The following is an 18148-nucleotide window of genomic DNA, read 5'->3' as shown; positions in this document are numbered from 1 at the left end:
AAGTCCTACGACCTGGTGCCGCAGACGGTGCGGGGGTTTAGGTCAAGAAATGTAGAAAAGACCACCCGGAATCCATGGATGCCGAGACGAGCACTGAGCAGTCGGCGGAGAACAGCGGGTATTCAACGACTCCCACGGCACCTACGGGCACCGAAGGGTCCACGCCGCCCTGCAACGACGGGGTATCAGCATCTACCGGGAACACGGCCTACCCCCGCATGTGGGCCATGGGCCTGGAAGCCGCCCGGTGACGGGAGAAAGTCCGCATCACAGTCCCCGCCGCGGACCTGGAGTCGCGCCCGGACCTGGACAAGCGGGATTTCACGGCCGATGAGCCTGGGGTGAAATGGGTGGGTAACATTACTTACATTCGTACCTGGGAGGGATTCGTCTACCTGGCCACGGTTCTGGATTGCTGCACCAAGAAAGTGGTTGGGTATGCGATGGCCGACCAAATGCGCACATCCCTACCCTGCGAGACGATCGATATGGCAGCAGATAAACGTCCTCCACGTGAAGATGAGACGATGTTTCATTCGGATCGGGGCCGCCAATGCACTTCCGAAACCTTCGCGCAGTACCTCAAGGCTCATGGGATCATCTCGAGGCTTATTCATAAGCTCCCTCATGTTTCCGCGGGTTGTGTCCGTTTTGTGGGGAGGCGTTGGGCGGTTCTCGAGAGTCGAGGGCGGGACATGCGACTGATCGAGCCCGGGGCTGGTTGAGTCCGGGGGCGTCTTGTTCAACAGTTCTGTTCTGGTGTCAGTACGGCGCATTGACCGCGCCAGGTGTCCGAAACGGAGGAGATTAACCCGGGCATCATGCAGCGCGATACCGAAAGCACCAGGCCATCGCATGGTTCCTTGGAGAGACCCCAGGCCACCGAGGCCTTAATCTCCTCCGTTTTGGACACATCCGCCCAGACAAGCCCCGCCAACCGACCCCACCAGGAACGACGAGGCCCATGAATAAGCCTCCTCCGTGGGTAGAACCAGAGCGCGCCGGGACAATGCTGGACGGAGTCAGTGGGCGCCACACTGAGCAACGAGGAGATCTGCCAGATGGTGCACCCCACCCGGGACGAGGCCATTTTCCCGAGGAACCGCTCCCTTTTCGGGGGCGCGGGCGCGCTCGACCTTCCAGCTGGTGGACCACCTGGAGGGCTGACGCGGAGTACACCGGTTCCGCCGCTCCCCGCCGTCTCCCTCGCGCACGCGCCCCATGCGCCACCCCACCCCCGTCAGGGTAGACGAGGTCGACATTTTCGAATGAGACCGACGGAGCGGGAACCGGGAATCGAGAGTCATCCCTCTATCGCTGAACGCCTCGGCAACCCGGCAACAAGAATGACGGCGATCAGCAGAACGATGTCAACGACCAGAGTCCATGCCATCGCATGCTCGTGCCCAGTCGAGGCGGAGCACGCGAAATAAAGCGTCCCCAGAAGCGCGACCCCCGCCGACGCCGCGAACTGCTGAGAAGCGGTCATCGTCCCGCTGGCGACGCCGGATTTCGCCAACGGAACATCGCAGAGCGCGAGCCCGATGAGAGTGGGCAGAACCAGCCCGTTCCCGAATCCAGTCGCACACACCGCCGCCACGATCAGGGGCACTGTGGGCAGAGCCTCAACAGTCAGACCCAGGACGGCGATGAGCAGGCCGATCATGGTCACGCACGCGCCAGTCCGAACAGCTCGTTCTCGATTCTGAGCAACCCATCCCCGCATGAGCAGGGAACTGAGTGCAAACGTGACGCCCGACGGCGCGAATACCAATCCGGCATACAGAGGCTCGATATGCTCGCCCTGCTGCAGAAGAATAGTCAGCCTGAACATGAAACTGGCGAAGAAAGTCATGAATAGTACGGATGCGATCAGGCCGCGCGCCAATGAGGGAATAACGATGACCCTCGTATCGAGCACGGGATCACCACCGCGCGCCGCACGTCGATTCTCCATACGAATGACGATCAATAAAAGGATGACGCCGACAACCGGACCGCCCCACATCCACACGGGCCACCCATTCTGACGCCCGAGGACGAAGGGCAGAAGCATGGCAGCCAGCGACACGGAGATGCCGACAGCTCCCGGCGCATCGATCGTGGGCGCCTCCGGACGCCGACTGCCAGGAATGATGAGAAGCGTCGCCACGAACGTGAGCACAGCAATGGGCACATTGATGAGAAAGATAACGCGCCAACCCAGCCCCATGAGATCGGCGTGAATAAACCATCCCCCCAGAATCTGGCCCGCAATCGACCCGACACCGGTGGCGACGCCGTACCAGGCCATGGCCCACCCGCGTCGTTCGCCCGGCAGAACAACATTGATGGACGCCAGCACCTGCGGAATCATGACCGCAGCAGCAAAACCCTGCATTATTCGCGCGAATATCAGGAATCCGGCGGATGCACTCACCCCGCACAGCAGAGACGTCGCCGCGAAGAGCATGATTCCCCACAGGTACATCCGCCGATGCCCGTACATATCGCCGAGGCGACCACCCGCGATGAGTCCGCTGGCATACGCGAAGGCGTAGCCGCCCACGATGAGCTCGAGTCCGGCCTCGCTCGCCCCCAGCGCCTCCTGGACAGCCGGAGCCGCGACGTTCACGACGAAGAAGTCGAACTGCCCCATGAACGCAGCGACGAGCAGTATCGCCAGGATCATGCCCTGATGTCGTATTGTGGATGTCATGTATCCACAATAGCAAAGCGTTGAAAGTATGCGACACTGACGTCCATGCGCGTCTCGACGGGAGTGGAGTGGGCCATGCATACGGCGGTCCTGCTGGCGCAGGCCCCCGAGGGCGCGTGGACCTCACGGCGGACGATCGCCGAGTTCTACGACCTGCCCGAGCCGTACCTGGCCAAGTACCTTCGTCGTCTGGTCGCCGCGGGCGTACTGGTGGCCACCACGGGCCCCAAAGGCGGGTACCGCTTGGCCGCTCCAGCGGAGAAAATCACTGCTCTGGACGTCTTCGAGGCCATTGAGGGCACGGCGCCCGCGTTCACCTGTCAGGACATTCGTCGTCACGGCCTCGGTGCCGCCACACCTGAGGAATGCCGGCGTAGGTGCATCATTCACACGCTCGTGGATTCCGCCGATGCGGCCTGGCGATCCGAACTCGCGAAGAAGACGATCGCCGACCTGGTCTCAGTCCTTCCCTCCACGCTCAAGCACCGCACCTCGACCATCCTCTCCGACGCCGCATCAGGTGCGAACAGAGAAACCGGAAAACCCAGAAGGTAGAGAAACCGACGCGCCCACCCCGTCGAGATAGACATTTTCGAATGAGATCGACGGTGGCACCGTCGATCTCATTCGAAAATGTCGACCTCGACGCGCAAGCACTGGCGGGAGCCAGAAGCCGGCAGAAGCGCAAGCGCCGGCGGGAACGGTGGCACCGGCAGCAGCCACCCCCTACCGCCTCAGCCGGAACCGAGCAGGTAGCGGGCGCACACCCCGGCGACGCACTCCTCGGCGGGGTTGACGCCGAAACGATTCGCATCCATGTGCATGACGTCGAGGGCCCGGCGCCCGCCGGGGCCGGCACCGATCCTGCGCGCGGTGAGGGCGGCGTCGGCGGCCAACTGCTCAACCAGGTCATCGACCCGCTCCCATCCCGGCTCCTCCTCCAGGCGGCACCCGAGCACCTGACGCACCACGGGGCCGAGGACGGCGCCGTCGCGCAAACGCTCGGGGAGCCGCGGCCCCCACGTGCGCAGGTGCGTGCCCAACAGCTCATCCGCAGGCAATGATCCGACGGCGGCCGCACGCGCCAGGAAGCGAGCGGTCAGAGCGACCCTGGGCAGCGGACGCGGCACCGTCCACACCCGGTTCTCCAAGCACCAGCGGCTGGAGACGTCGAAATGCCGCTCGGCCTCCTCCACCCCCGGCGGACCGCCGTACTTGTCGTACTCGGGCCCGTACACCGAGCACACCGCGCCCGCCCGGCCGCTGCCGGTGGGGGCGGTCATCGGATCGGGGACGAGTCGCTCGACCACGCGCACCCGCGCCCGCCGGGATGCCGCGTCCAGGGCGTCAAGACGATCGAAGGCCTCGTCCAGCACATCCGAAGCGGCCTGCAGTCGCAGCCTTACATGGTGGCCGCGCAGGTCGATGAAGCGCAGGAAGTGGACGGAGCGGATCGGCCGGCGGGCGCGGATCTGATCCACCCATCGCGCGATGTCGGGCAGCAGGGCGTCGGTGTCGTCCCCGCCGTCGCAGTAGATGCGCGCATACAGCCAGTCGACATCCCGATCATCCCGACCATCCCGGTCATCCCGGCCCGTCGGAACCGAGGCGGCGCTCGGACCGCCCTCGGCCGGCGAGCGCTCCTCCGCCGACGGGTCGATCCCGGCGAGCAGGCCGGATCCCGTCGTCATGAGGTCTCCTGCCGGGGGGCCGCTGCTCTCCGCCCGGGGTCTCGGCGAGCCCGCGCCGACGTCGTTCTGCACCGTGGTCACCAGTCACCTCCACCGATCTGCGGCCCATTGGGCCCCTTGGGCCCCTTAGGCCACTTGGGCCACTGCATGCCGATCAGATACTCCAGCACCGTCGCCTCGCCGTCGGGCGTCGTACCCGCGAGCTCATCCCTGGTCGGCAGGGCCTCGACCAGGGTCAGGTGCTCGACGTCGGGGTCGATCCAGCCGTGCAGTGCCAGCAGCGACACCGGCGACCGCAGGTCCACGTACCGCGGCTTGTGCTCGTCGAAGGTGGCGCCGGGGTCCGCCCGGGAATCCATATGCTGATGGACGTAGATCTCCGCGGGAATCCCCCACTGGTCGCGCAGTCTCGCCACTCTCACCAGGGTGGCCGCCAGATCGCGGTCCAGGAGCTCGGTCACCCGGGAGGCCGGGAAGGTCCAGGACTCCCGACGAGTGACCAGGCGCCCATGGGAGGAGCGCGGGGAGTGGACCACCTCATCCGGCAGCGGTCCGGTCATGTCAAGGTTCCGACTGGTCCGGTGATCCGCGAAGGGGGCCATTCGGGCCCACGGATCGCCCAGCAGAGCCAGCCAGGACATGTAACCGCCGAGTCGGTACTGCGGGATGAGCCCGAGGTAGGCCACTCCCACCGGCCCGTGGTCGTCGCTCAGGAACAGGGTGTCGGTAGGCGGATCGTGCGCGAGCCTCAGCGAGCTCAGGGGCACGGCGTCCGGCGCCGCGGGCTCGCCGGGCAGGCCGAGCGGGGGCAGGACGCCGCAGGCCGCGGCCTGAGCCGTATTGCAGTCGGTGGCGACCTCGATCTCCAGCACGCGCTCCAGGCCCCAGGCGGTGCGGACTCCTCGCGCCAGGCGCTCGCGGTAGCCATCGCCCAGCAACCGGTGGAAGCGGGTCTGGAGGGCCCCATTGCCATTGGTGAAGGCGTTGACCACCGTCAGGCCGCCGGTGCCGAGCGCCTGCGAACCGCCTGCCCCGGCAGGCCCGGCGGCCCCGGCAGGCCCATCCGAACCGGCGAGAACCGGCTGCAGGTAGGCGCCCATGTGCCGCGGCGAGGCCGAGACGCCACCGGGCATGGCCGCGCGCTCGGGGTCGGGGCCGGCGGAGATGTCCCGCGCGACCGCACCCATCATCTCCGTGTCGCCGTCGGGCGCGTGCGCCAGAGTCATGAGGAAGGAGAGCGGGTCCTCGCACACTCCGCCGCGCCCGTACCGGGAGACGAACCGGCGCACCATGAGGTCGTAGATGTGAGAACGAGTCACCCAGGGGTCCACGAGCCCGGTCAGGGTCTCGATATCCCGCCGCAACGGCTCGAGCTCCATCGGATCGGGCCACTGCCCTCTGGACTCGCAGTCCTCGTAGAGCAGGCCGCCCGGCTTGGCCCCCAGCTCGCCGTCGGAGAAGATGCGCTGCGCCAAGCGCTGGACGTCGGTGAGCAGCTCCGCCCGCGCGGACCCGTCCTCGGTCTCGACGAGCCGCTCGAGACGCCCGAGCCGGCCGAGGTCCTCGCCCCAGGCGCGCCGCTGCGCTTCTGAGAGCGTGGCGGCCAGGGCGGGAAGGGGGTCCGCACCCCGCGACCACGGGGCTCGGGGATGCACGGCCCCGGAGAACAGCAGACGGCGCAGGCGCAGGCGCGGATCCCGTCCGCCCACGAGTCGGGCGGCCTCCCGCACGCTCACCGGCTCCGCATCGGGGCGCCCACCGGTCAGGCGGTCGTGAGCGGCTGCGAGCCATCGGGCCGGCTGCACCTCCTGGCGCCGGAAGACCATGGCATTGGCGTACCCGTGCTCGGCGACGATGGTCAGCGCGCTCGCCTGTGCGGCCGCGGTACCGCCGGGCTCGGCAGCTGCGGTACCGCCGGGCTCGGCCGCGGTACCGCCGGGAACCGCCCCATCGCCGTCGCCACTCCCCCCGGCGACGACGGCGATGCTCATGGCCGGCGCCCGCCTGACGGGAGCGGCCTCCAGGCGCAGGAGGCCGGCGGGATCGAGATCGCGCGCAGTCGCGGCGAGGATTCCGTAGGCGAGGTGGAGCGCCACCGTGCAGCGGCGGCGCCCGCGAGCCGGCCTGCCGGCCTCGGCCACAGTCGTCAGACCGGAGAAGGGGCTGGTCTTCAGGGCCGTGCGAGTCGCCATCGTGTAGAGGGTCCGCAGCACGCGCGAGTCGTCGAGCCGGCGCCCGCGTCTGGTCAGCGCCGCCACCAGTGCGGGGGCGGCGATGGCGAGGGCGCGCAGGTACTCGGCGTCGTCGAGGCCGGCCGCCAGCAGGGTGCGGCTGTGATCCAGGTCCGAGGCCACCGCCGCCTCCAGGCGGGCGTACTGAGCGCGCCGCTGGGAGACCAGGTCGTCCCAGACGGCGAGCATGGCGCCGACGTCGGCGGGCAGGCCCGCTCGCACCTGCGGCGGCAGGCCGCTGACGCGCCCCTGGAACACTCTGCGCTTGGCGTGCAGGACCGCTCGCCTCTCATTGCGCTCCAGGTCGGGGATGAGTCTGTACAGGGGGTCGAGCAGCCGATCGCCGGCCAGCTCCATCTCCTCGTCAAGGCGGCTCAGCCCCTCCAGGGCCTCGACGAGGGCATTGCCGGGCCGGGGGACGGCCGCTGCCGGAAGGCCGCCCAGGCGCACGAGCGTGGGGAGCAGCGGGACCGGCCCAGCGGCGCGAGCGGGCGCGGGTGCGTGGTCCAGCGCGGGAGCGGGTGCGTGGTCCAGCGCGGGAGCGGGTGCGGGAGCAGCGGCAGTAGTGGCAACACGATCGGGCGCAGTCATAGTCGCGGCACCGGCCTCGAGTCCAGTGAATTCAGTGGGGTCAGCGGGTTCAGTGCGCATCAGGCGAGCACTCCTCTCACGATGCCCACCACGATCATGCCCAGCCAGGCGACGCCGAACACGGTGCCGACCACACTCAGCAGCGCGCACGCCAGGCCGTAGAGGAAGTAGGCTCCGCGCACGGTCAGCCGCATGCGGGCAAGGGCGGGGGGCAGCGGTGCGCGCGTGAAGACGCTGCGCAGGATCAGCATGGAGCGGCCGCGCAGGTTGACCGAGCCGGTCAGGGCCTCGACCGTGGCCACGCCGTCGGACTGGGTCAGGGGGTTGAGATTGGTCACGAGCATGGTGAGCTGGAAGGCGCACAGGGTCAGCGCCACCTGCCGCACCTCGCCCGTGAACGCCGCGGCCACCGCGGCCTCCACACCGCACACCACGCCGTCGGAGCAGATGCCCGCGAAAGCGAGCATGGCGCGCCCGAGCCGCGAGCGCACGCGGTAGGAGTCGGTACGGTCGACGTAGGCGATCGGCAGCACCCAGAACATGAACGCCACTCCCAGACCGCGCACGGGGGTTCCCAGGTAGCCGGCCACGATCGCGTGCCAGGACTCGTGCCCGACGATGCTCACCAGCTGGATGGCGACGGCGATGACGTACACGCGCGCGGGCGGGAGCGGGCCTCCGGCCAGATGGATCAGGCCCTCCACCCCCGCCGCGTAGCCTCCGGCAGCGGCGAGAACGAACAGGCAGCCGAGTGCGCGCGCAGGCAGGTGATGGAGTGCGGTCACCACGGGCGCGACCGCCCGGCGGTAGCTGCGGATCAGCATGAATCGGGGCAGCATCCAGTTGCCGTTCCAGCGGGGCGGGTGGATCTGCTCGTGCTTTCCGACGTGCGGCGGTGCGACGTGTCGGCCGTCGGCGCGCTTGCGGGCCCGTTCCTGCTGGACGACGACCTTGGGGGGCGCTCCGCCCTCCAAGAGGCTCTTGGAACGCAGGTACTCCACGAGACGAGCGATGCGCTGCCTGCCGGCGGCGTCGATCTCCTGGGGCAGCTGGTCGATGATCGTGGGCAGGGAGCGCGCCCCGTCGAACTGATCGACGATGAAGGCGGCGGCGCCTCCGAGGCGGTGGTAGGCGCCCGACACGGAGTCGAACAGCATCGGCTGATCATCCATCCCGACGATCAGCTTGACCCCTCGGCGCAGCCGCGGAATGTCATTGCTCGACATCCTCGCCGGACTCGTCGTCGTGGTCATCGGGTCAGGGCCCCCTCAGGTCGGATCGAAGTGGCATAGGGGGCGGCGGGCGGAGGGAGCTCCTCCGCCCGCCGCCGTGAATGACGTCTCAACAGGACGACGATGACGAGCACGACGGGCACGACGAGCAAGCGGCGCAGGACGGGCAGGAGCCGCAGGCGGCGCAACCCGGGCACGACGCGCAGCCGCCGCAGAAGGCGCAACCCAGAGCGTTGCCCTCGGGGAGCTCCTCAACGCCGAAATCGCTGTCGGTCAGTGTCAGATCGATGGTGTTAGCCATATGCTTGTTCACCTCCTCTCCGGTTCGTGTCACTGGTCAGGAGCGAGGCCCTTGTCGGGCCTCATTGAGGGGTCCGGTCTTGCACGGGCCGGGCCCCTCGCCCCGCGGAACGGGGCGGCTATGGGAGCCGTGTCCGGCTAGGACGACGGCGCGGCGCGGGCCGGGACGGCCACGGTGACGGCGAGCATCTGGTGACGGCTCACTCCGTCGGAGTCGAGCAGGCGGCGCACGGCCGAGGGCGACAGGCCCGCGAAGACGGTTCCGGTCAGGCCGCGGGCGGCGCTGCGCAGGTGCACCGAGTAGATGACGGCGGCGGCGCGCGCCATGGCGTGACGGTAGCCGTGGGCCCCGGCCCAGGCGTCGGCCCGGTCCAGATCGGCGGCCATCGAGACGATGGCCCCGGCGCGGGCGAACTCCTTCTGGACGGTCATCCCCTCGATCTCCTCTGGGCTCGGCGCTTCGCGCACGAGGTCCGCACCGTCGGGCCCGACCCTGTAGACGCCCGGTCGGGCGCCGCGAGCCCGCAGAAGCAGGACGAAGGGCTCCAGGCCGACGACGTCGGCCTCCTCGCCCCAGGCCTCGGCCTCCTCGGCCAGGGCGGCCTGCACGCTGGCCAGAAGGGGCGCGGCATCCAGGGGCTCGGGCGCGTAGTCGGTGGTCGAGGAGCGCCGCTCGAAGGTCTGGCGCAGGTCGTACGGGTAGGGGCCGTCAGCCTGCGGGGCGAGGGCGTCGGGGACCTCGCAGTCCAGCGGCCGGCGCGGGCGCCGTGCGGCCAGGCCGTCGGAGGTCGGTACGGCGTCCGGGTCGGAGAAGCCGCCGATGATCTCTCGCAGGATCTCGTAGTCAGTGCGCATGGCGGCCTCCCAGATCAACGACGGCGACGATCGGTTCGCGCGCCGGATCGACGCCGATGGCGGCGGACAGCTCCCGCTCGTCCCAGCGGGCCTGAGCGCGCAGGGGGAGGTCCAAGCAGCGGGCGACGATCCGGAGGGTCTCCAGGGAGCAGCCGCAGTCCTGGATCGCGAGTCGCAGGGCGAAGGCCATGTACTTCTTGGAGAGCTTGTCCACATTGCCGGTCAGGACGATTCGCACCCCTGCATCGCGGGCCTCCGAGCCTTCGGGAGACTCGGGAGTCGTCGAGCCCCCGGGGCCGTCGGAGCCCTGAGATGCCGGAGAAGGCGGCGGCCCCACCTGGGCCAGGGCGTGGTCGCGCTCGATGTAGGTGTAGACGCCCGGGGCGAGCGGGGCCGGCGATCCGGCGCCCCCGGAAGCCCCGACACTCTTGGCGGCCCCGGCCCCGGAAGCCCCGGCGTCGGGCACGAGGACGTAGGCGGTGACCGAGCCGATATTGCCGCCGGCCGCCGTCCACCGGCGCAGTTTCGAGGCGTCGGCGGGAGCGTCGGCGTCCTGTTCCTGCGGGCGCAGCGGCTCGCGCACACCGACCGCCAGCGCCAGCACGGTGGCGAGCTCGGTGAGCGTTGGCCGACCGATCGGCGCCTCCGGGCCGTCATCAGTCCGGTCCGAGACAGTCCTGTCCGAGACCGGAGTGCCTGAACTGCCCGCCGCCTGCGCACCCGCCCCGCCCAGGGGCCAGGGCCGGTTCAAGCGCTCCAGGTCCGCGTCGGGCAGCAGTGTGCGCGGACAGTTGGGCCAGTCGCGGAACTCGCGCTGAAGCCGCAGGTTGGAGGGCTTGTAGTGCTGCTGGTGGCCCTTGGAGTCCACGAACCCGGCCGGGGGGATGGCCACGGCCTGCTCGTAGCGGGCCCCGACGGGGGCCGACTGCGCGACCGGCGCGGATGGCCCGTCCGATTCGTCGGCTTGTCCTGAGCCTCCCGTGATCGAGCAGATGGGGCACCCCGGACGGGTGGTCACCGGATGGTCTGTATGCCTGAAGGTCTCCAGGTCGATGCGCCGGATGTCGCCCGGCAGGTGGATCATGGTGGCGCGGGCGATGAGTGCGGCCACAGCCCGGGCTGCCATACCGCCGGCGAGGTCCCTGCGGTCCGGCCCCGGCACCGGCCCCGGGTCGGACTCGCCGGCGGTGGCGCACTGCGGACAGGGCGAGAAGCTCGGGTCGATGTACGGTCCGATCGTGACCGCGTCATGCTCGGCCCGTACGCGCAGCAGGGGGACGCCGAGCTCCCAGCAGCGATTGATCGCGCTGCCGGCGTCACCGGTCTCGGCTGCCTCAGCGGTCTCAACAACGACGGCGAGGGTGTCGCCGGGCTCGACAGCGGCGGCCCGGGCCGCCACCGCCAACGTGGGGGACAGGGCGCTGACGACGTCGTCGGCGAGCGCGGCGTCCCCCAGAACCGCCACGCGGGCGGCCGCCAGGCGACGGGCGGCGTCCTGCCAGGAGTCGTTGACGCCCGTGGACTCGCCCAGGCGCGACAGCAGGCAGGCCAGCTCCGGAGCCGGTTGCGGGTCGGGGAGCGGGTCGGTGTCGCCCTCCTCGACGATGCCGCCGGTCCACAGCAGGGAGACGGCCTCGAAAGCACCGCCCGGGCCGATTCCCATGGCCTCAGCGATCTGGTCGAGCGTGCGAGTGCCGTCGCAGGCCTGAAGCAGCGCGCCCAGGTGCTCGCGTGCGAAGGCTCCGCCCAGAACTTGGCGCTTGCGCCCGCCCTCGAGCACCCAGGTCTCGTCCTCGGGGCGCATGCGCACCCCGAGTCGGACCACGGGCTTGCGGGGAATGCGGAACTGCAGGTCCTGGCGGGCCGCACGGCCCACATCGGCCGCACGCATCCCGGAGGCCGCCGAGGCCGCCGACGCCGCAGGGTTCTCAGGGTTCGCAGGGCTTTCAGGGCTCTTGACGCCGTCGATGCTGTCGACTCTCTCGGCCATTCAGATCACCCGCTCCGGCAGGAGGGCGGCGAGTGCGGGCACTGCGTCGCGCCGGGTCGCGTAGCGCCCGGAGCAGGTCTGACAGCGATCGGTGGCGACGGTCCGGGCCAGGGAGGTCAGCCCGGAGACGAGGTCGACGGTCCACACCTGCCCGCCGAGCTCGTCATCGCCCGTGCTCCCGTCGGCGGGGTCGCCATGGTCCAGAACCCCCAGGGCGAGCCTGACCAGCCCGGCACCGATGACCACGTGATGCCTGGCGTAGCCCTGCGGCAGCGGCTCGAGGTCATCGGGCAGCGGACGGTAGCCGTGCTGCTGACGACGTCGGGCGTAGCAGTGGTAGCAGGCGGTGCGCCCGGGCACCACCAGGGGTCCGCAGCGCAGCTCGGTGGGGGTCAGCTCCAGGCCCAGGGAGGGCAGGGAGCGGACGAAGGAGACCTCGTCCAGCGCCTCGCGCACGGGGGTGCGGTCGGCGTCGCTGATCATGACGAGCCGGTCGGCGTAGGGGACCGAGGCGTAGACCAGGCCGTGGTCCACGGACAGGACGACGTCCTGGGGCTCGGCGAGGTGCTCGACGACGGCGTGCCCGAAGCGCCCCTGCGGCAGGTAGGCCGTCACCGGCCTCTGCGCGGCAGTACTGGCAGTACTGGTGCTCATGATTCTCCTGCGGGTGGGTCAGGCGAAGGGCTGACGGACGGGGTTGATATCGGCCTCGTCATGAGCGGTCAGGCCCATGGCGCGGGGTGCCTCGTAGAGGCGGGGGGTGGCGAGGTAGCGGGCGTGGTGGCTGAACGACAGCGGCACGGCCTCGGGAACGAGGGCCTTGACCACGTGCATTCCGACCTGGCGGGCCTCGTCGGTGGTGATATCGACGACGATGGCCTCCGATCCGGCGCGTTCCAGTGCAGAGACGACCTTCCCCAGCGGATCGGCACCGTCGGATGCTCCGGATCCGGCGGTCTTGCGGAGCTCCGGCAGTCCCATGTCATCCAGCCGGTGGACGGGTCGGGGTCCTTCCAGCAGGAAGTCGAAGACGCCGCGCATGTCGGGGGCGGCATCGGCCAGGGCGCCGCCGACCACCGTCATGTCCTGGCCGGTGACCTCCTGGGCGCGGGGGCTGCGGGCGTGACTGCGCAGGGCGATGCGCAGGGAGGCGAGTTCGCGGTAGATCTTGGCCAGCGCCCGCTGCGGGTCGAGGTCGCAGGTGGCCGCCACCACCTGGGCCAGCTCGGTGTCGACCTCGGAGGTCTGGACGGCGTAGAGGATCGGGACCCCGTAGTCGGTGGTGGCGTCCCGCAGGTGGACCGTCAGCTCGGTGGAGGTGCCGGCCCGGTAGTACTCGGCGACCTCGGGGCCGAGGGCGTCGGGGTCTACTGTGACCTCGGGCAGGCGCAGCCTCTGCAGCCAGGTCATGGCGATGGCGTCGCGCTCGATGACCTCCAGCAGACCGCCGAGGACGGCCTCGTGCAGGTCGGAGTGGGCGGCCGTACCGGTGGACACCATGTTGATGAAGCGCTCGGAGGGGCTGCGCACCGGGAACTTGAGGTAGACCAGGATGGCCGGCACGAAGACCTCGCATCCTCGGGTCAGGGACCAGCCCCGTACCCAGCGCAGCGGCACCCTGGGGTCGGAGGGGATCAGCCCGCAGTGCGGGTCCGCGAACTCCGTGGGCGAGCAGGCGGGCCAGCGCTCCGGCCCGACGGCGGCCTCGCCCAGTCCGGCGGGGGTGTCCCAGATCAGGTCCTCGGCCGCCCATGCGCAGCTGGAGTAGCGCTCCAGGGACTCCACGATGGCGATGTGCCTGGCGAGATCGGGGTCGATGGCGCCCCCGGCGCCGTCGATGTTGCCGGACTCAACCCGGTGATTCCAGGTGTTCTGCGAGGCCAGCGGTGCGGAGAGGTCGCCGAGGAATCCGGTCCAGATCGAGAAGGCCGGTTCCCCGGGAGCCTGAGGCAGCTCCGCAGTGCGGGACACCAGGCCGACCGACGACTCGAGGGACGCCGCGCGGGCCAGTGAAGGAGCGATTCGCTCGTCGAGCGCAGATCGGTACACGGATCCGCCTTCCAGGGTGAGACAGGGCCAACACATTTTCAGGAATGTGCCGTTGACCGAAGAGTCTGCCCGGTGAGGTGCGGAATCATGTATCGGCCATCAGGCCACTGTGATGTCTCTTTTTGAGTGTGTGCCCGTTCACTATTCGAACGACCACGCTCATCCCTTCGGCGCACCGCCGGTGGAAGGAGGTCGGGGTTCACTGGAGACCGTTGGGAGCGTCGGCTCCGGCGCCACTGATCCTCACTGACTGTGCCGACTCAGCCGGCTCCCCTGCCGATCCCGCTCATCCACTGCAGATCCACTGCCGCGCGCCAGCGCCTCAAGGGCCGGGCGGCACGACCTCACAAGACCACGAAACTCGCGCCTGACGAGCACCGTCAAGCGGGATTACCCAGGCGCTCTGAATCGTAATATTATCGTTATCTCCCTTGAGGCCGCGGACATCTCTGACCTCGGCTCGAGCCGGTTACGTCGCAAGGAGATGTATGAGTTCCCTGACCGCCACCGACCCTGAGTGCATCACCGTCGTACTCCTCGACGACGATGCGATGGCGCTGACCTGCCTGGAATCCTTTCTCACCCCGCCGGAGGATATCCAGGTCCTACTTGCGACGCGGTGCGCCGACCAGATGTTGGAGCTCCTCGAGTCGAGCCGGGTGGACGTCCTCATCACCGACATCCACATGGAGAACATCGACGGAGCCCAGGTGGCGCGGGAGGCGCTGCGGGTCTCCCCCGAGACCAGCGTCATCCTGCTGACCACTGTCGATACCGACGACAGCCTCATCCAGGGGCTGAGCGCGGGCGCCAGCGGCTTCCTCCTCAAGAGCGCGCCCGCCGAGGAGATCCTCTCCGCCGTGCGAACCGTCCACTCCGGGGCGAAGGTGGTCGCCCCGATGTCGACCGCGCGCCTGATCGACTACGTGCTGGCATCCGCCCACACCGAGGACGGGAGCGTCGCCCTGTCGAAGCGGGAGCGCGACGTCCTCCACATGCTGTGCGAGGGCGCCTCCAACCGCAAGATCGCCTCGCAGCTGTCGATCTCCGAGGCCACGGTCAAGTCCCACATCTCCGTGCTGTTCAGCAAGACGAAGACGAAGTCCCGCCTGGAGATCGTCGTATGGGCCTTCCGGCACGGATACGCCACCACCTTCGGATACGCATCCTCCGACCGCGCCACCGCCTCGTAGCTCCGCGCCCCGCGCCCCCGAACCCCCACACCTTCACCTTCCGCGCCCTCAGCGCCCTCCGAACCCCCACACCCCGCGCCCTCAGCGTCGCGAGATCGACATTCTCGAACGAGATCGACGGTGACACCGTCGTCTTCGTGCGAAAAAGTCGATCTCGACGCGCACGGCCCCACCGCACAGCCTCACCGCGATCCGAGCGGCACCACTAGTCAGACAGACTAGTAACCAGTTAACCTACCTACATGAGCGATTCCACCTCCCGCCTCTTGCGAGGCTTCCTAGAGCCCTGCCTCCTCGCCCTCCTCACACCCGGCCCCGACTACGGGCTCTCACTGATGCGCCGCCTGAGCGCGGCGGGCCTGGAGGACGTTCCCGGCGGCAGCCTCTACCCGGCCCTGACCCGCCTGGAGCGCCGCGGCCTGGTGAGCACCTCCACGCGACCCTCCGCCTCCGGACCGGCCCGCAAGTACTACGAGCTCACGGCGGCGGGCCGTAACGAACTGGCTGCCCGCCGGGCGGAATGGCGCTCTTTCCGCACCGCCTTCTCCGCCATCCTGGAAAGCTCGACGGCGACGACCGAGGCGCGCTCATGACCCGCGCCGCCGATGAACCCGCATCCCGCCTCGATGCCGCCGCCTGGTACCGGAGCCTCGACGCCGAACTGCGCTCCCGGGGCCTGAGCCCCCACGAGGCCGAGCGCGCGACCGCCGACACCCGTGCAGAGGCCGAGGCCGCCGGCCTCGATCCGACCACCATGTTCGGCCCAGCCGTCCTGTACGCCCGCGAGCTCGCCTCGGCCTTGAGGGACGGCGTCGCCCCATTGCACGAACCCCGCGACGGAGCGCCAGGATTTCACGAGCCTTCAGTGCCTTCAGAGCCCCCGGAGCCCCGCCCGGTCGTGCTCCGCCTGACCGACGTCGGCGCCCGTCGGGGCCGCCGCCCCGTGCTCGGCGGAGTCAGTCTGACGGTGCGCCGCGGCGAGGTCGTCGCCGTCGTCGGGGCCAATGGAGCGGGCAAATCCACCCTGTTGCAGGTCTGCGCCGGCCTGCTGCGCGCGAGCTCGGGCACGGTGGAGCGCACCGCGCGCTTCGGCTATGCGCCCCAGCTCGACGCCCTGGCCCCACTGCTCACCGTCGATGAGCACCTGCGGCTGTTCGGCGCCGTCAGCGGTGCCGGCGGCGCCCGATCGATCTCCACCGGCCACCGCCTCCTCAGCCGCCTGGGCTGGACCCCAGAGGGCTCGCGCACCGCCGGCACCCTATCCGGCGGCACGCAGCAGAAGCTCAACGTGGCCCTGGCCCAACTGGACTCCCCGGACCTGCTGCTGCTCGACGAGCCCTACCAGGGCTTCGACGCCCTGGCCTACGAGGACCTGTGGGCGTTGATCTCGGCGTGGCGCGATTCCGGGGCCGGGGTCCTGCTCGTCACCCACCTCCTGCGCGACATCGACCTCGTGGACCGGGTAGTCGAACTGCCCGCCCCCGAACGGGCCTCGAAGGAGGCGGCATGACCGGCGACTCAACAGCCTCGGCAGCAGGCCTCGCCCTCGATGCGACCCGCACGGCCCCCGGCGGAATCCGCCAACGCATCCGCCACCATGCGGGCACCCTGGCCCTGGTCGCGCTCATCACGCTGCACGAGCTGGCCCGACGGCGATGGGCACTGGTGCTCGCGCTCCTCCTCCCGCTGGCCTTCTTCCTGGTCCGCCTGGACACGTATTGGACGGCGCTCCGCCTGCTGTCCATGGGCCTGGGCTGGGCGGCGGCGACCCTGGCCCTGTTCACAGCGGTGTCGTCGCGCTCCGTGGATCGTCGGCTCACCGTGACCGGCGCCTCACCCATCACGCTCGTCCTGGGCCGGCAGCTGGCGGTGCTGGGCCTGAGCTGGGGCATCGGCCTGCTCTACAGCGCACTGGCGCTGGTCATGATCGGGGATCAGCTGACTCGACCGGCCGCCGTCCCCCTCATGCTGCTGCTGACGGCGACCGCCGCCACGCCTCTGGGGTCGCTGGTGGCCGCCGCCGTCCCGCGCGATCTCGAGGGCGCACTCCTGCTCCTGGCGATCATGGCGGTCCAGGTGCTCGTCGACCCCGCCGAGAGCTGGACCCGCGTTCTGCCGCTGTGGTCCGCACGGGAACTGGCGACCTACATCCTGGATTCCGCCGACGCCGTGGCCGCCTCGAGCTCCGGGACGAGCGGCAGCCTGAACGCCGGACTGGCCCATGGGACCGCCTACGGACTGGCACTGGGCACGATCAGCTGGCTGCTCGGCGTCCTGCGCCTGCGCACGATCCGCCTGCCCGAGCCCTGAGCACGGCGACACCGCAGGAGCGCCACAGCAGCGCCACCGGGGACCGGGGACGCGCCCGCACCCGCGCAGAGGCCCCGGCCCCTCAGGCGGGGCAGCCCCGCAGGCGCACGGACAGGCAGGTCACGCAGCCCTCGAGCTTCTCGTACTCGGAGATGTCGACCTCGGTGACCTCGTAGCCGCGCGAGCGGAAGAGCTCGGCCGAGCGCGGCGCATCGGCGGCCATGAGGAGCCGGTCGCCGCCCAGCAGGACGACGTGCGAGCCGCTCTCCTCGGGAACCGCGAGGAAGGAGTCCCACACCGAGGGGTCGTCCACCAGCGGCTCGTAGCCGACGACGGTGCCGTCCGGCAGCGCGGTCACGGCGGACTTGAGGTGGAGCACCTTGGTCAGGGGCACGCCGATCGTCTCGGCGCCCTCGGGGGCCAGGTGCTCGCGCAGCTGGCGCAGTCCCTCCTCGTTGGTGCGGCCGCCCTGGCCCACCCACACCTTCCCGCCATATTTGAGCACGTCGCCGCCGTCGAGCGTGCCGGGCGAGGTGATGCGCCTGACGTCGTAGCCGAGCGCAGCCACGGCCCTCTCGGCGGCCTCGATCTCGGGCTTGCGCGAGTCGGCACCGGGGCGGGTGATGACGGCGGTGCGCCCGTAGACGACGACGGCATCCTCGATGAAGACCGAGTCGGGGCAGTCAGGGGCCGGATCCACCTCGATGGTCTCCCAACCCTGGGAGTGAAGGGCATCGACGTAGTCCTGCCACTGCCTGCGGGCAAGATCCATGTCGATCGGGCTGCGCTCGATATGGGTCACCAGCCCCTCGGCGAGTCGAGGGCTGGGCCTGCGAACGAGTGCCTTGGTGATCTCCATGCGATGACTCCGGTTTCTGAAAGGAGGCGATACGTATGCTGAATGTCTTTTACTCTACCGTTATAGTGAGGCCCCACTCAGTGGGATCAGTGGGATCCGCCCCACTGTCGATACACCTCTCCAACAGACCGGTGCACGGGCACCACGAA

At 69.7% G+C, this 18148-nt stretch carries 16 protein-coding genes and 1 pseudogene; 7 read left to right on the top strand and 10 right to left on the bottom strand.

Annotated elements, in window-relative coordinates; genetic code table 11:
* Positions 1-124: 124 nt before the first annotated feature.
* Positions 125-334, top strand: a pseudogene (locus W5W_RS16895) (hypothetical protein); the annotation flags it as partial.
* 7 nt (positions 335-341) lie between these two features.
* Positions 342-725 carry a transposase gene (locus W5W_RS16890; RefSeq protein ID WP_390882523.1) on the top strand — a complete coding sequence of 128 codons (384 nt, stop codon included), beginning with the start codon at positions 342-344 and terminating at the stop codon, positions 723-725.
* A gap of 578 nt (positions 726-1303) precedes the next feature.
* Here W5W_RS16890 and W5W_RS0102805 read toward each other — a convergent pair.
* Complete coding sequence (locus tag W5W_RS0102805) at positions 1304-2698, bottom strand: MFS transporter (protein ID WP_008733909.1); 1395 nt, start codon at positions 2696-2698, stop codon at positions 1304-1306.
* Between the two features lie 45 nt (positions 2699-2743).
* Here W5W_RS0102805 and W5W_RS0102800 point away from each other — a divergent pair, with 45 nt between their 5' ends.
* Complete coding sequence (locus W5W_RS0102800; protein ID WP_017194256.1) at positions 2744-3253, top strand: RrF2 family transcriptional regulator; 510 nt, start codon at positions 2744-2746, stop codon at positions 3251-3253.
* Positions 3254-3432: 179 nt separating this feature from the next.
* Here the strand turns inward: W5W_RS0102800 and W5W_RS0102795 are convergent, their stop codons facing one another.
* The 8 genes from W5W_RS0102795 to W5W_RS0102760 all read right to left on the bottom strand — a co-directional run bounded on the left by W5W_RS0102795 (position 3433) and on the right by W5W_RS0102760 (position 13637).
* A complete protein-coding gene (locus W5W_RS0102795) occupies positions 3433-4389 on the bottom strand; it encodes a thiopeptide-type bacteriocin biosynthesis protein (protein ID WP_017194255.1) in 957 nt (318 codons plus the stop codon).
* A 77-nt stretch (positions 4390-4466) separates the two neighbouring features.
* Positions 4467-7271: a lantibiotic dehydratase gene (locus W5W_RS0102790; protein ID WP_017194254.1), complete on the bottom strand. Its 2805-nt coding sequence runs from the start codon at positions 7269-7271 to the stop codon at positions 4467-4469.
* Complete coding sequence (locus tag W5W_RS0102785) at positions 7271-8437, bottom strand: PqqD family protein (protein WP_017194253.1); 1167 nt, start codon at positions 8435-8437, stop codon at positions 7271-7273. The genes W5W_RS0102790 and W5W_RS0102785 overlap by 1 nt, the downstream gene beginning before the upstream one ends.
* A 23-nt stretch (positions 8438-8460) precedes the next feature.
* Entirely contained in the window at positions 8461-8667 is a 207-nt protein-coding gene (locus W5W_RS0102780; RefSeq protein ID WP_017194252.1) for a hypothetical protein, read from the bottom strand.
* 214 nt (positions 8668-8881) lie between these two features.
* On the bottom strand, positions 8882-9598 hold the full coding sequence (locus W5W_RS0102775; protein WP_017194251.1) for a hypothetical protein: 717 nt from the start codon (positions 9596-9598) through the stop codon (positions 8882-8884).
* Complete coding sequence (locus W5W_RS0102770; RefSeq protein ID WP_017194250.1) at positions 9588-11588, bottom strand: TOMM precursor leader peptide-binding protein; 2001 nt, start codon at positions 11586-11588, stop codon at positions 9588-9590. The genes W5W_RS0102775 and W5W_RS0102770 overlap by 11 nt, the downstream gene beginning before the upstream one ends.
* The gene (locus W5W_RS0102765) at positions 11589-12242 is read right to left on the bottom strand and encodes a TOMM precursor leader peptide-binding protein (protein ID WP_029574034.1); all 654 of its coding nucleotides are present in this window, start codon (positions 12240-12242) and stop codon (positions 11589-11591) included. It lies immediately after the preceding gene.
* Between the two features lie 18 nt (positions 12243-12260).
* On the bottom strand, positions 12261-13637 hold the full coding sequence (locus tag W5W_RS0102760) for a YcaO-like family protein (protein WP_017194248.1): 1377 nt from the start codon (positions 13635-13637) through the stop codon (positions 12261-12263).
* A 488-nt stretch (positions 13638-14125) separates the two neighbouring features.
* Between W5W_RS0102760 and W5W_RS0102755 the strand changes: the two genes are divergently transcribed.
* From W5W_RS0102755 to W5W_RS0102740, 4 genes are all read left to right on the top strand, one after another.
* On the top strand, positions 14126-14830 hold the full coding sequence (locus W5W_RS0102755) for a response regulator (protein WP_008733926.1): 705 nt from the start codon (positions 14126-14128) through the stop codon (positions 14828-14830).
* 242 nt (positions 14831-15072) lie between these two features.
* The gene (locus tag W5W_RS0102750) at positions 15073-15423 is read left to right on the top strand and encodes a PadR family transcriptional regulator (protein ID WP_029574033.1); all 351 of its coding nucleotides are present in this window, start codon (positions 15073-15075) and stop codon (positions 15421-15423) included.
* Positions 15420-16340 (top strand): ATP-binding cassette domain-containing protein, encoded by a 921-nt coding sequence (locus tag W5W_RS0102745; RefSeq protein ID WP_017194246.1) that lies wholly within the window; start codon positions 15420-15422, stop codon positions 16338-16340. Before W5W_RS0102750 ends, W5W_RS0102745 begins: the two co-directional genes overlap by 4 nt.
* Positions 16337-17140 (top strand): hypothetical protein, encoded by an 804-nt coding sequence (locus W5W_RS0102740; protein ID WP_017194245.1) that lies wholly within the window; start codon positions 16337-16339, stop codon positions 17138-17140. The genes W5W_RS0102745 and W5W_RS0102740 overlap by 4 nt, the downstream gene beginning before the upstream one ends.
* Before the next feature lie 82 nt (positions 17141-17222).
* Here the strand turns inward: W5W_RS0102740 and ddaH are convergent, their stop codons facing one another.
* A complete protein-coding gene (gene ddaH / locus W5W_RS0102735; protein WP_008730800.1) occupies positions 17223-17999 on the bottom strand; it encodes a dimethylargininase in 777 nt (258 codons plus the stop codon).
* Between the last annotated feature and the right edge of the window lie 149 nt (positions 18000-18148).

Source organism: Actinomyces massiliensis 4401292 (genome assembly GCF_000269805.1).
Classification (GTDB): domain Bacteria; phylum Actinomycetota; class Actinomycetes; order Actinomycetales; family Actinomycetaceae; genus Actinomyces; species Actinomyces massiliensis.
Note: the sequence above shows the minus strand (reverse complement) of the source record. Positions and strands in the feature narration are given on the sequence as shown.